The 12,935-nt window shown below is 64.2% G+C and carries 11 protein-coding genes; 2 read left to right on the top strand and 9 right to left on the bottom strand.

The window, feature by feature from the left end; genetic code table 11:
* Nucleotides 1-26: 26 nt before the first annotated feature.
* A complete protein-coding gene (locus GGD62_RS20000; RefSeq protein ID WP_028144303.1) occupies nucleotides 27-488 on the top strand; it encodes an Lrp/AsnC family transcriptional regulator in 462 nt (153 codons plus the stop codon).
* Between the two features lie 96 nt (nucleotides 489-584).
* Nucleotides 585-1,505, top strand: a complete 921-nt coding sequence (gene ppk2 / locus GGD62_RS20005) for a polyphosphate kinase 2 (protein WP_179739524.1) — start codon at nucleotides 585-587, stop codon at nucleotides 1,503-1,505.
* A 148-nt stretch (nucleotides 1,506-1,653) separates the two neighbouring features.
* On the opposite strand, the gene GGD62_RS20010 is transcribed toward ppk2, so the two are convergent.
* The 9 genes from GGD62_RS20010 to GGD62_RS20050 form a co-directional block, all read right to left on the bottom strand.
* Nucleotides 1,654-2,733 (bottom strand): zinc-binding dehydrogenase, encoded by a 1,080-nt coding sequence (locus GGD62_RS20010; protein WP_183709738.1) that lies wholly within the window; start codon nucleotides 2,731-2,733, stop codon nucleotides 1,654-1,656.
* Between the two features lie 60 nt (nucleotides 2,734-2,793).
* The gene (locus GGD62_RS20015; RefSeq protein ID WP_018322796.1) at nucleotides 2,794-3,735 is read right to left on the bottom strand and encodes a DMT family transporter; all 942 of its coding nucleotides are present in this window, start codon (nucleotides 3,733-3,735) and stop codon (nucleotides 2,794-2,796) included.
* Between the two features lie 187 nt (nucleotides 3,736-3,922).
* On the bottom strand, nucleotides 3,923-4,762 hold the full coding sequence (locus GGD62_RS20020; RefSeq protein ID WP_018322795.1) for an aldo/keto reductase: 840 nt from the start codon (nucleotides 4,760-4,762) through the stop codon (nucleotides 3,923-3,925).
* A 46-nt stretch (nucleotides 4,763-4,808) separates the two neighbouring features.
* Entirely contained in the window at nucleotides 4,809-5,711 is a 903-nt protein-coding gene (locus tag GGD62_RS20025; RefSeq protein WP_018322794.1) for an SMP-30/gluconolactonase/LRE family protein, read from the bottom strand.
* Nucleotides 5,712-5,916: 205 nt separating this feature from the next.
* Nucleotides 5,917-8,613 carry a nitrate reductase gene (locus tag GGD62_RS20030; protein ID WP_183709811.1) on the bottom strand — a complete coding sequence of 899 codons (2,697 nt, stop codon included), beginning with the start codon at nucleotides 8,611-8,613 and terminating at the stop codon, nucleotides 5,917-5,919.
* 28 nt (nucleotides 8,614-8,641) lie between these two features.
* The gene (locus tag GGD62_RS20035; protein WP_183709740.1) at nucleotides 8,642-9,859 is read right to left on the bottom strand and encodes an FAD-dependent oxidoreductase; all 1,218 of its coding nucleotides are present in this window, start codon (nucleotides 9,857-9,859) and stop codon (nucleotides 8,642-8,644) included.
* Nucleotides 9,860-9,869: 10 nt separating this feature from the next.
* Nucleotides 9,870-10,298 (bottom strand): globin family protein, encoded by a 429-nt coding sequence (locus GGD62_RS20040; RefSeq protein ID WP_179739535.1) that lies wholly within the window; start codon nucleotides 10,296-10,298, stop codon nucleotides 9,870-9,872.
* Between the two features lie 119 nt (nucleotides 10,299-10,417).
* A complete protein-coding gene (locus GGD62_RS20045; RefSeq protein WP_183709742.1) occupies nucleotides 10,418-11,797 on the bottom strand; it encodes an MFS transporter in 1,380 nt (459 codons plus the stop codon).
* A 336-nt stretch (nucleotides 11,798-12,133) separates the two neighbouring features.
* Nucleotides 12,134-12,928: an ABC transporter ATP-binding protein gene (locus GGD62_RS20050; RefSeq protein WP_018322789.1), complete on the bottom strand. Its 795-nt coding sequence runs from the start codon at nucleotides 12,926-12,928 to the stop codon at nucleotides 12,134-12,136.
* Nucleotides 12,929-12,935 lie beyond the last annotated feature (7 nt).

Genomic DNA, 12,935 nt, shown 5'->3' on the forward strand with positions numbered 1-12,935 from the left:
CGCCAGAAATTTGAAGGCCTATCCCAATGCCAGAGCTCGACGCCATCGACCGCAAAATCCTCGCGTTGCTTCAGGCCGACAGCCGGCTGACCATGCAGGAACTCGCCGACAAGGTCGGGCTCTCGGTCTCGCCCTGCCATCGCCGGGTCAAGCTGCTGGAGGAGCGCGGCGTCATCAGCCGCTATGTTGCGACCGTGGATCAGAAGGCGCTCGGCCTGCATGTCAGCGTCTTCATCTCGATCAAGCTGGCGCGGCAGAAGGAGGAGGATCTCAACCGCTTCGCGCGCGCGATCTCGAAATGGGACGAGGTGCTGGAATGCTATCTGATGACCGGCAACCGCGACTATCTGCTCCGCGTCGTTGCGGCCGACCTCGCCTCCTACGAGACCTTCCTGAAGACCAAGCTGACCCGGCTCGACGGCATCGCCTCGATCGAGTCCAGCTTTGCGCTGAGCCAGGTGAAATATTCGATCGCGCTGCCGGTGTGACCTGCCTCCGCAGGACAGAGCGGCTGTCACATGGACGCAACAAACCCCGCCGATGGTCGTTGGTAACACTGGCACCCCAGCCGAGAGAAGAAGCCCATGACCGCATCCGACCGCACCTTCCAAACCGCCAAGCGCGAGCGCATCATTCAGGAGATGGCCGACGACCTCGACGAGGAGCTGGAGATGGAGCTCGATGACACGAGGCTCGACGAGCTCCTGGACGAAACCGACACACCGGGTCCGACGGTCGATCGCAAGCTCTATTTCCGGGAGCTGCTGCGGCTCCAGGGCGAGCTGGTCAAGCTGCAGGACTGGGTGCAAAGCGAGCGCAAGAAGGTTGTCGTGCTGTTCGAGGGCCGCGACTCCGCCGGCAAGGGCGGCGTCATCAAGCGTATTACCCAGCGCCTCAATCCGCGCATCTGCCGCGTCGCGGCGCTTCCCGCCCCGAGCGAGCGCGAGCGCACGCAATGGTACTTCCAGCGCTACGTGTCGCACCTGCCGGCCGGCGGCGAGATCGTGCTGTTCGACCGCAGCTGGTACAACCGCGCCGGCGTCGAGCGCGTGATGGGCTTCTGCTCGGAGGAGGAGTACCAGGAATTCTTCAAGACGGTGCCCGAGTTCGAGCGCATGCTGATCCGCTCCGGCATCATCCTGGTCAAATACTGGTTCTCGATCACCGACGACGAGCAGCAGTTCCGCTTCACCATGCGCATCAAGGATCCGCTCAAGCAGTGGAAGCTGAGCCCGATGGACGTCGAGGCGCGCAGTCGCTGGGAGGCATACACCAAGGCCAAGGAGACGATGCTCGAGCACACGCACCTGCCGGACTCGCCGTGGTGGATCGTCGATGCCGTCGACAAGAAGCGCGCGCGGCTCAACTGCATCGCGCATCTCCTCAGCCAGATCCCGTATCAGGAGGTCGCTCGCGCGCCGGTGATGCTGCCGCCGCGCGTCCGCCACCCCGACTATCAGCGCGGCCCGGTTCCGCCGGAGATGTACGTGCCGGAGAAGTATTGACGGGGGCGAACGAATTCGGCCTGCATGGGTATGGCCGCAAACTCAGGTCTCGTAGGGTGGGCAAAGCGAAGCGTGCCCACCATCTGCGTTTGAATCGGGAAAGATGGTAGGCACGGCGCTTTGCGCCTTTGCCCACCCTACGAGACCGTCACCGCCACGGCTGCACGATGATCTTGGTGTGGGCTTCAGGATTGGCGAGATCGGCGAACGCCTTGGCGACGCCGTCGATGCCGACCTCGGCCGTGACCATCGCCGCCGCATCCACCTGCCCTTCCGCGATCAGCCGAAGTGACGCGGCGAACTCCTCCGGCGTATAGCCGAGCACGTATTGGACGTTGAGCTCCTTCATGATGCCGAGCATGGGTTCGCTCTTGTCGGTCTCCATGCAGACACCGACCACCACGATGCGCGCGTCACGCGGTGCACCTTCGAACACCTGCTGCAGCAGGCCTGGCACACCCACGCATTCGAAGATGATCGCGGGCTTCAGCGCCGGCAGCATGGCCTGGAACGGCGGCCTCGCCGCCTTTTCGGCGTCCGACATCTGCGCGTGCTCGGCCCAGGTCGCATAGGGCTGCGACACCCTGGGATCGACGACGACGTCGGCGCCGAGCTTTGCCGCGAGCGCGCGCCGCGCCGGTGAATAGTCGGCGGCGACGATCGGGTGCAGCCCCTTGATCTTCAGCGCCGCGATCACCGCGAGCCCGACAGGGCCGCAACCGATGACGAGCGGCACTTCGCCGCCCTGGATATTGGCCTTTGCCACGGCGTGAATGCCGACTGCGAGCGGCTCGGTCAATGCCGCATGTTCCGGCGCAAGACCGTTGGGCACTTCGAGCAGGAGCGGCTCGCTCAAAATCATCTGCTCCGCATAGCCGCCGACTAAGTCGTTGGAGTAGCCGATCCCCTTGATGCCTTCCGGCGTCACCAGCGCGGGCAGCGAGCAGACATGCGTCCCCGGTTTGAGCTTGCGTTCCGTGCCGGGGCCGTAATCGACGATCTCGCAGCAGAATTCGTGGCCGAACACGACGTCCCGCGACAGATCCATCGGCGTGCGACCGGTCTTCCTGGCCATCTCCACCATCCGCGAGGCATGCTGGCGCGCATGCAGGTCAGAGCCGCAGATGCCGCAGGCGAGCGTCTTGACCAGCACCTGGCCGGGGCCCGGCTTCGGCTCGGCCATCCCGTCGACGACAATCTCACCGTTCCTGAAAATCGCAGCGCGCATCCGGCTCCTCCCGTATTGTTGGAGCCGTTGATAGCACGTAACGGGGCGCGCGAACTTGCGTCAGGGGTTCGGGGAACGCTCTTCCAGCACCAGCAGCTGGGCGCGGCGGATACGCTCGCGATGGGCGATGTAGAGACCGCTTGCGACAATGAAGGCGGCACCGACGACCGTCCAGAGGTCGGGGACCTCGCCGAAGATGAAGAAGCCAAGAATGCTGACCCACAGCAACTGGGTGTAGGAGAACGGCGCCAGCACCGAGGCATCGCCATAGCGATAGGCCAGCACGATGATCCACTGGCCGACGGTCGAGGCGACGCCGATTACGATGCCAAGCCCGATCGCGGTCCAGCTCGGCGTGACCCAGACGAACGGCACCATCACGGAAAGGATCGCAACGCCCGTGAGCGCGGAATACGCCATCGTGGTGAGCACGGCTTCACGTCCGCTCATCATGCGCGTCAGGATCAGCGCCGCCGCCCAGCAGAACGCCGAGATGATCGGGAAGAACGCGGCGGCGTGGAACGCGCTGGTGCCCGGCCGCAGGATGATCAGCACGCCCGTCAGACCGATTCCAGTCGCGATCCAGCGTCGCAGGCCCACCTTCTCGCTCAGGAAGACGATCGACAGCGCAGTGACGAACAGCGGCGAAACGAAGCCGGTGGCGGAAGCTTCCGCGATGGGCAGGAAACTCAGGCCGGTGATGAAGAACAGCGAGGAGCCGAGCAGCGCGGCACCGCGCATCAGCTGCAGGCCGAGCCGCTCGGTGCGCATCGCATGCAGCGGCGAGCCCGGCAGCATCACCGGCGTGAACATCAGCGCGAACGTGACGAAGCGGATCCAGGTGATCTCGATCGACGGCAGGCTGGTCGAGAGATATTTCGCGGTGGTGTCGGAGCAGCCGAGGAAGATCGTCGACAGCAGCACCAGCGCAATGCCCTTGAAGGGATGGTCGACGCGCGCGGGCGCGCGGCGAGCCTTCTGCTTCTTCTCCGGCACGGGCATGGGAATACTGTCGAGCCTTGCGGCTGCGGCGGGCGGCGGTGTCACGGCTGGAACCCGGGAAAATGCGAATCGAGAACGGTTGTAAAAAACGACAAATGCGCCGCGTTCACAACTTCCGAAAACAGGATGCCGATATGCGCGAGCCGCCGCGCGCGTCAATGCTCCGTTAATAATGGCCGTTTGTGCGTTACAGCATGGGCAGGCTGCGCGGCTTCGGACCGCGCGGAAACGCCGCATCTAACGCCGAAATCTCGTCTTTCGTCAGCACGAGATCACCGGCCGCCGCATTCTCGCCGGCATGTTCGGCGGACGAGGCCTTCGGAATCGCGAACACCGTAGTCGCACGGGTGAGGAAGCTGAGCGCGACCTGACGCGGCGTCACGCGACGAGCCTCTGCGATACGCGCCAGCACGGCACCGCCCTTGCTGCGTGCATCAGGGAAATCGTCATGACCGAACGGGGAATAGGCGACCACGGAAACACCATGCCGCTCGCACCACGGGATCACCGCGTGCTCGATCGCGCGTTCCTTCAGATGATAGAGCACCTGATTGCAGGCGATACGATCCTCGCCGGCGACATCGAGAATCTCGTCGAGATCGTCGGCGTCGAAATTGGAAACGCCCCAGGACTTGATCTTGCCTGATTTCACCAGTTCCTCGAACGCGGCCACGGTGTCTTCGAGCGGATAGGAACCGCGCCAGTGCAGGAGATAGCAATCGAGACGGTCGGTCTTCAGCCGCTTTAGGGACCGCTCGCAGGCGGTGATGGTTCCGCCGCGCGACGCGTTGTTCGGCAAGACCTTGGAGACGAGGAACACTTCATCACGGCGACCCGTGATCGCGTCGGCAATGACGAGCTCCGCATCACCATACATTTCGGCGGTGTCGATGTGCGTCATGCCGAGATCGAGCCCGCGCTGGAGCGCCGCGATCGCGCGCTTGCGATCGCCATGGTCGAGATACCAGGTGCCCTGCCCGATGACGGAGACGTTGGCACCGGTCTTGCCGAAAGGGTTTGTGTTCATGTTCGTCTCCGCTGTCGCTCTTCCGCTCGGGCAACTGCCACGAAGCTCAGGAGTTCAATCCGCTGATATCAGCAACCAGCACGCTGCCGGTCGATGACTCCGTGATATAGAGACGGTCCTTGCTTTCGCCACCGATCGCGACATTGGTGCAATTCGGCCCCGCACATGACTTGATCCGCGCAATCAGCTCGCCGTTCGGCGCGAACACGAAGACGTGGCCGAGCGAGGCATGACCGACGAACAGGCGGCCCTTGGCGTCCATGGTCAGGCCATCGGGACCGCTGGTGCCGAACAGCGAGCAGAAGCGGCCGACCTTGGACACACTGCCGTCCTTCATGAACGGCAACCGCCACACCGCGTTGTCGCGCGTCATCGCGACGAACAGCACGGTTTCTGTTGGGTCGAGCACCAGGCCATTCGGGCTGATACCGGTGTCGATCAGGCAATCGAGCCGGCCATTCGATGCGAGACGATAGACGCGACCGCTGGGGTCGTGCAGGCCGGTCTGGCCCTGATCGGTGAAATAGATGTCGCCGTTGGAAGCAAGATGCAGATCGTTGCAGCCGCGAAACGATTCCGAATTGCGCGCGGTCAGGATGGGCTTGATGCGGCCAGCCTTGGCGTCGAGCTCCATGATGCCGTGCCTGTAGTCGGCCACCAGGATGCACCCGTCCGCGGCAATCTTCAGTCCGTTCGGCCAGCCCTCATATTCGGCGACCTGCGACCACTCGCCGTCAGGCGCGATGCGAAAGATGCGGCCGAAGGGAATGTCGACGATGTAGAGATTGCCGTCCGTGTCGAAAGACGGTCCTTCGATGAAGCTGTCGGTCGGCACATTCGGCCGGTTGGCATCGGCCCAATCCGTCCGCACGCCCTTGCGGCGGAACTTTTCGGGCATGGTGGAGAAGAGCTTGGTTTCGATCAGGCGCGGCGGCGTTTCCAGGTACATCATTGTTGTTTTGGACGTGTTGAGGGGGAGCGCGCAGCATAGGGCACAATCGACGGCGCGTCGATTGAGGCGGAGGCATGGCGCCTCGCCCTCACTGTCATTCCCCGCGAAAGCGGGGAATCCAGTACGCCGCGGCCTCACCGCTTCGTCACAGATGTCTCGGCGTACTGGATCGCCCGGTCAAGCCGGGCGATGACAGCCGAGCCTATGCGACGACCTTCGCCTGCTTCACCGGCGCCACGTCCGTCGTCGCGATCAGGCGCTTCAGTTCCGGAATGCAGGAGCCGCAATTGGTGCCGGCCTTGAGCTTGGCGCCGATCTCGGCAGCCGAGCGCGCGCCGGCCGCGATGGTCTCGCAGATGGTGCCGCGACCGACACCGAAGCAGGCGCAGACGATCGGCCCGGTCGAGGCGGCGCCCTCGCCGGACTTGCCTGACAGCAACATGCGGCGCTGCTCGTCGCTGACGTGGTCGGCCATGAACAGGCTCTTCACCACCTCCCAATCGCCGGCATCATGCGCGGGACCGACGAACAAGCAAGTTTCGATCTGATCACCCGCGAACGAGGCCGCACGATAGACCCCGCCGCCGAAATCACGATAGTCGGCGACGTCCTCGCCGGCGACGCTCTCGACCCAGGCCGGCCAGCGCGAAAGGTCGGCGTTGTCGGCGAAGAGATAGCCGAAGCCGCCGGTGACCGTGACGCGGGTCCACAACAGGTTCGGCGGCAGATCGAGCTGCTTCCGCGACAGCGCAAAGCCACGGAAGACGAATTCGTAAGGCGCGATCGCGGCCGGCGTCGCCTTGGATTCCGGCTGCCCCGAGAACGGATCGGTGAAGGACTGAACCAGTGCTCCGACGCGGCCATGCGAGGCATTCATCGCGCTCCAATGGATCGGCGCGAACAACGTGCCACGCTGAGTGCCGTCACTGACGACGACCTTCAGGATGCACTGACCGTAATCGGTGGTAACGCGGGCATAGCCGTCGTGAACGATGCCGTATTTGCCGGCATCATCAGGATGGATCTCGACGAAGGGTTCCGGCAGATGCGCGCCCAGCCGCTGGCTGAGACCCGTGCGCGTCATGGTGTGCCACTGGTCGCGGATGCGTCCGGTATTGAGCCTGAGCGGGCGCGAGGCGCCGGTCTCGCCGCGCAGCGACGGCACCTCCGGCGCGACGAAGCGGCCCTTGCCGTCATTGGTGAAGAAGCCGCCCTTTGCAAAGAAGCGCTCGCTGGACGTCTCGCCTTCGCGCACCGGCCACTGCACCGGCTTCAAGGCGTCGAAGGCCTCGTTCGAAAGCCCGGTGAGCGCGCCGATGTCGAAATCGCGGCTACCGTCGTTCTCGAACGCCGAGAGCGCAGCATGCTCGCGGAAAATCTCCGCGGCGGATTTGTAGTTGAAGCTGTCGCCGAAGCCGAGACGCTTTGCCGTCTCGCTCAGGATCCACCAGTCCGGCCGCGCCTCTCCCGGAGCCGGCAGGAATGAGCGCTGGCGCGAGATGCGGCGCTCGGAATTGGTCACGGTACCCGACTTCTCACCCCAGGCGAGCGCCGGCAGCAGCACATGCGGACCGGCATCGACCGTGTCGTTGGAGAGCACGTTCTCGGAGACCACGAACAGCTCGAGCTTCTTCAACGCCTCGCGCACGAAGTCCGCATCGGGCAGCGACACCGCGGGATTGGTGCCCATCACCCAGAGCGCCTTGACCTCGCCGCGATGGATCGCCTCGAACAGCTGCACCGCCTTCAAGCCCTCATGGGTGGCGATGCGCGGCGCCTTCCAGAACCGCCTGACACGATCGATGTCGGGCGGCGTGAAGCCCATATGCGCGGCGAGCATATTGGCGAGACCGCCGACCTCGCGGCCGCCCATCGCGTTGGGCTGGCCGGTGAGCGAGAACGGCGAGGCGCCGGGCTTGCCGATGCGTCCCGTCGCGAGGTGACAGTTCAGGATCGCGTTGACCTTGTCAGTGCCCTGTGCCGACTGGTTGACGCCCTGCGAATACAGCGTGACGACGCGGTCCGTGTCGCGGAACATCTTGAAGAAGGTGGCGACGTCCTGCTCGGAGAGGCCCGTCGCGAGCGCCGTCGCAGTGACGCTGCCGGCGATGCTGCGCGCACGCGTCAGCGCATCGTCGAAACCGCTCGTGTTCTGCGCGATGTAGTCCTGGTCCAGCGCGCCATTGTCAGCGAGATGGACGAACAGGCCGGAGAACAGCGCGGTATCGGTGCCGGGCTTGAGGCCGAGGAACAGATCGACATCGCTCGCAGTGTCGGTGCGGCGCGGGTCGATCACGATCATGCGCGCGCCACGCTCCCCACGGTTCTTCAGCATGCGCTGGAACAGCACCGGATGGCACCATGCCGCGTTCGAGCCGACGAAGACCAGCAGATCGGCCTGGTCGAGATCCTCGTAGCAGCCGGGGACTGTGTCGGCGCCAAAAGCGCGGCGATGGCCGGCGACCGAGGACGACATGCAGAGCCGTGAATTGGTGTCGACATTCGCCGTGCCGACAAAGCCCTTCATCAGCTTGTTGGCGACGTAGTAATCCTCGGTGAGGAGCTGACCGGAGAGATAGAACGCGACCGCGTCGGCGCCGTCGCGTGCCACGATGTGCTGCATGCGATGGGCGACATGATCGAGCGCATCGCTCCAGGCGACGCGTTCGAGCGCGCCCTTGCAGCGGATCATCGGATAAAGCAAGCGGCTTTCCAGCCCGACGGTCTCGCCGAGCGCTGAGCCTTTCGAGCACAGCCGGCCGAAATTGGCGGGATGGTCAGGATCGCCAGCGATCGCCGCACCGCCCTTGCCATCCGGCGTCGCCAGCACGCCGCAGCCGACGCCGCAATAGGGACAGGTCGTCTTGGTGGCACGAAGCGCGGGATCGATCGCCGTCATATCAAGCTGCCTTGTCACGCCGGCTCTATCAAGCCGCCTCGGAAGAACGCGCAAGCGCGCGGCCGAACATCATGTCGGTGCGGATCGCCGCCACCTTGTCGCGATTGCGGATCAGCTCGAGATACCAGAGCGCATCGACGGTATCGCCGATCAGCACCGCGCCGGTGAGCCGGCCGTCGGCGATCACGAGCTTCTTGTAGGTGCCGCGCCTGCGGTCGGTCAGCACCAGGCTCTCGCTGCCCTCCCCGCCCGTGAAGTCGCCGGCGGAGAACACGCTGACGCCGGAGACCTTCAAATTGGTCGAGACCACGCTGCCCTGATAGGCGGCGGGCCGGCCGGCCAGATGCCGTGCCAGCACCCGCGCCTGCTCATAGGCGGGCTCGACCAGGCCATAGCAGGTGCCGCGATGCTCGGCACATTCGCCGAGCGCGAAGATGTCGGGCGATGCCGTCTGCATCACATCGTTGACGACGATGCCGCGGTTGACCGCGATGCCGGCGTCCTTGGCAAGCGCCACGTTCGGCTTGATCCCGGCGGCGAAGATCACCGCATCCGCCTCGATGCGGCTACCATCGGCAAGCTCGACGGCTTCGACATGACCATCGCCATGGATGCGGGCGGTCGAGGCATTGAGCAGGATGCGGATGCCCTTGCGCTCGACCAGCGTCTTGAGCAGGTCGGCGGCCGGCCCATCGAGCTGACGCTCCATCAGCCGGTCCATCAAATGCAGCAGCGTCACCGGCGCACCGGCCTTGGCAAGGCCGTAGGCTGCCTCGAGCCCGAGCAGGCCGCCGCCGACGACGACGACGCGCTTCTTCGCAGCGGCCAGCGTCAGCAAAAGGTCGACGTCGCGCGTATCGCGAAACGTGTGCACACCGGCGAGATCGGCACCCGGCAAATTGAGCCGCAGCGGCGTCGACCCGGTGGCGAGCACGAGCTTGGAATATTCCATGCTCTCCTCGCCTTCGATCTTGAGCTCGCGGCGGCCGGTGTCGATCTCGGTGACGCGATAGCCGTAGCGCACCGTGACGCCGCGATGGCGCCACCAATCGGCCGGCCGGAGCTCGATCTCGTGCGAGCCGGTCTCGCCGGCCAGCACGGATGAGAGCAGCACGCGATTGTAAGCGAGCCGCGGTTCCTCGCCGATCACGGCGACCGCGTAGCGGCCGAGTGCGGACTTGGCGAGCTCGTCGACCAGACGCGCGGCTGCCATACCGTTACCGACGATGACCAGCGGTTCACTCACGAGGCATCTCCTATTCAGCGGCCTGCGCTTGCGCGCCATAGGCCTCGGACATCATGTAGCCGGACAGCACGCCGTAAGCGTCGGTCCAGGCGTTTGCCAATTCCGGCGTCCAGGCGTCGCCAAGACCCTTCTCAAGGGTCCACAGCAGGGTCGCGCCGACCACGGGGTAGTGCTCGGCGGTGGCGCCGTAGGCGACGTGGCGCTTGGCGAGCGCGGAGGCCGCGGGAAGAATCGTCTCCAGGTTCGACAGGCCGCTGACGACGGCGGCGAGCATGCCCATCAGCTTCTTGCGCTGCTCGGTCATGTCTTCAGGGAACATCGCACGCACGGACGGCGCCACTTCGAACAGACGATCGTAGAACAACACGGAGGCAGCTTGCGAAATCGGCGCGACCTTGGCGAAGCTCTGCTGGATGAGGGTGATCTGTTCTGGCGTCATGATGTTCTCCTGCCTGTTGGGTTTGCCTTGGTGCGCGCCATTGCGAACCAGGTTCATGGTCAAACTGTCGGGCAATGCTTCTCCCCGCGTACGGGGAGAAACGAGATTCGTACCAAGTGTCAGACTCGCGCCTCCGCGAGGCTTGACGCGCCCTCACCCTGCGGGCCGCGACGCAGGTAGAACCACCACGTCAAGCCGAGGCAGCTGGCGTAGAAGCCGAGATAGATCGCGAGCGCGAGCTGGGGGCCTCCGGTCAGGGCGATCGACTTGCCGAAACCAGTCGGGATCAGGTAGCCGCCAACGGCGCCGATCGCGCCGATGAAGCCGACCGCCGCACCACTCTCGATGCTCGCCGTCTTCAGCGCGAGCGTGCGCGCCGCATCGCCCTTGCCGCGCACCTTGAACAGGTTCTCTTCGCGGAAGATCGAGGGGATCATGCGATAGGTCGACCCGTTGCCGATGCCCGTCGTCACGAACAGGATCAGGAACATCGACAGGAAGCCGATGAAATCCTTCTGCCCGACGAAGTAGAGCACGCCGACCGTTGCGCCCGCCATCACGATGAAGTTCCAGAAGGTGATGACGGAGCCACCGATCTTGTCGGCAAGCCAGCCGCCGAGCGGCCGCGACAGCGAGCCGACCAGCGGCCCCAGGAACGCGATCGCAATCGTGATTTGCGGGAACTGGGTCTTGATCAGCAGCGGAAACGCAGCCGAATAGCCGATGAACGAGCCGAACGTGCCGATATAGAGATACGCCATGATCCAGGTGTGCTTGCGCTTGACGATCGCAAGCTGGTTCTTCACCGACGACTTCGCCGTGGTGAGGTTGTTCATGAAGAACACGGCACCGAACACCGCGATCGCGATCGGCAACACCCACATCAGGCCGGCGTTCTGTAGGAAGATGCCGTCGACCGGCGTCGCCTGGAACAGGTTGAAGACGGCGAGCGTCATCAGGATCGGGGTCAGGAGCTGCACGCTGGAGACGCCGATATTGCCGCCGGCCGCGTTCAGGCCGAGCGCCCAGCCCTTCATCCGGTCGGGGAAGAAGAAGGAGATGTTGGTCATGCTGGAGGCGAAGTTGCCGCCGCCGAGACCCGCGGTCGAGGCGATCAGCAGCATCAGCCAGAACGGCGTATCGGGCTGGCTCACGAAATAGGCAAGCGACAAGGTCGGAATGAACAGGATCGCCGCGCTGAAGATGGTCCAGTTGCGGCCGCCGAACGTGGTCACCGCGAAAGTGTAGGGAAAGCGCATCAGGGCACCGATCAGCCCCGGCACCGCGATCAGCTGGAACAGCTGGTCGGTCGAGTAGTGAAAGCCCGCCTGCGGCAGCTTGGTGGTGACGATGCTCCAGATCAGCCAGACCGAGAAGCCGATATGCTCGGCCACGATCGACCAGATCAGGTTGCGTCGCGCGATAGTCTTGCCAGTCGCATTCCAGAACGCCTCATCTTCGGGGCGCCAGTCTGAAATCCAAGTAGGATTCTTCGTCATTGAGTATCCCTTCCAGGCTCACCGCTGCGTCGTTGCAGGCTCTGCCTCACATGGAGGCGCGCTCCGAGGCTTCACCCCGGTGGCGAGTTCACGATGCTGATTGATGATGTTGAGGGACGTCGTCGTTGGCGTCGCGCAAAGACATTTCAATTTCCGTGCCAGTTGCGCGCACGCTGGAAATACAGGGATTTCAGGACGTTATTCGTATTGCCAGAAATTTCTGCAGGGCTTTTTCGCACGCAAAATTTGCGATTCGCTCAATCCTTGTGCGACGCACAAGGATTGAGCGGGATGTCGATTATTTGTGCGCAGGCATCCGCTTGCGTTAACTCTTCGTTACGCGGCTTCGACGAAGCGATGACGCTCATAGAGGAATTCGAGCACGCGCTGGCGGCACTTCAGATAGGTGGTGTTGGTGGCGAGCTCGAGCCGCTTGCGCGGGCGCACCAACGGCACCTCCAGCACCTCGCCGATGCGCGCGCTCGGCCCATTGGTCATCATCACGATGCGGTCGGACAGCAGCACGGCCTCGTCGACGTCGTGAGTGATCATCAAAATGGTGTTGCCGAGCTTCTGATGCAGCGCCATCACCGAGTCCTGCAAGTGAGCACGGGTCAGTGCGTCGAGCGCGCCGAACGGCTCATCCAGCAGCAGCACCTTCGGCTCCATCGCCAGCGCCCGCGCAATGCCGACGCGCTGTTTCATGCCGCCGGAGATTTCGGAAGGACGCTTGTCCTTGGCGTGGGCCATCTGCACCAGATTGAGATTGTGCATGACCCAGGCGTCGCGCTCGGCACGGGACTTGGTCCTGGCAAAGACCTTGTCGACGCCGAGCCTGACGTTCTCGTACACGGTGAGCCACGGCAACAGGCTGTGGTTCTGGAACACCACGGCGCGGTCGGGCCCCGGCGAGTTGACCTCGCGATTCTCCAGCAGCACGCCGCCGGTGGTGGCGTTGGTCAGCCCCGCGATGATGTTGAGCAGGGTCGACTTGCCGCAGCCGGAATGGCCGATGATCGAGACGTATTCGCCCTTCTCGATCGTGAGATTGATCTCCTTCAGCACCTCCGTGGTGGCGGCACCGCGGGTGAAGACCTTGTCGATGTGGTCGAGCTTCAGATAGGCGGTCATGTACCCT

It is taken from the genome of Bradyrhizobium sp. ERR14, from assembly GCF_014198235.1.
Taxonomy (GTDB): Bacteria; Pseudomonadota; Alphaproteobacteria; order Rhizobiales; family Xanthobacteraceae; genus Bradyrhizobium.

Coding starts and splice junctions, on each gene's coding strand:
- GGD62_RS20050 (WP_018322789.1), bottom strand. CDS start 12,928: ATGACCGCCTATCTGAAGCTCGACCACATCGACAAGGTCTTCACCCGC.
- ppk2 (WP_179739524.1), top strand. CDS start 585: ATGACCGCATCCGACCGCACCTTCCAAACCGCCAAGCGCGAGCGCATC.
- GGD62_RS20020 (WP_018322795.1), bottom strand. CDS start 4,762: ATGAACACAAACCCTTTCGGCAAGACCGGTGCCAACGTCTCCGTCATC.
- GGD62_RS20000 (WP_028144303.1), top strand. CDS start 27: ATGCCAGAGCTCGACGCCATCGACCGCAAAATCCTCGCGTTGCTTCAG.
- GGD62_RS20040 (WP_179739535.1), bottom strand. CDS start 10,298: ATGACGCCAGAACAGATCACCCTCATCCAGCAGAGCTTCGCCAAGGTC.
- GGD62_RS20045 (WP_183709742.1), bottom strand. CDS start 11,797: ATGACGAAGAATCCTACTTGGATTTCAGACTGGCGCCCCGAAGATGAG.
- GGD62_RS20010 (WP_183709738.1), bottom strand. CDS start 2,733: ATGCGCGCTGCGATTTTCAGGAACGGTGAGATTGTCGTCGACGGGATG.
- GGD62_RS20025 (WP_018322794.1), bottom strand. CDS start 5,711: ATGTACCTGGAAACGCCGCCGCGCCTGATCGAAACCAAGCTCTTCTCC.
- GGD62_RS20015 (WP_018322796.1), bottom strand. CDS start 3,735: ATGCCCGTGCCGGAGAAGAAGCAGAAGGCTCGCCGCGCGCCCGCGCGC.
- GGD62_RS20030 (WP_183709811.1), bottom strand. CDS start 8,613: ATGACGGCGATCGATCCCGCGCTTCGTGCCACCAAGACGACCTGTCCC.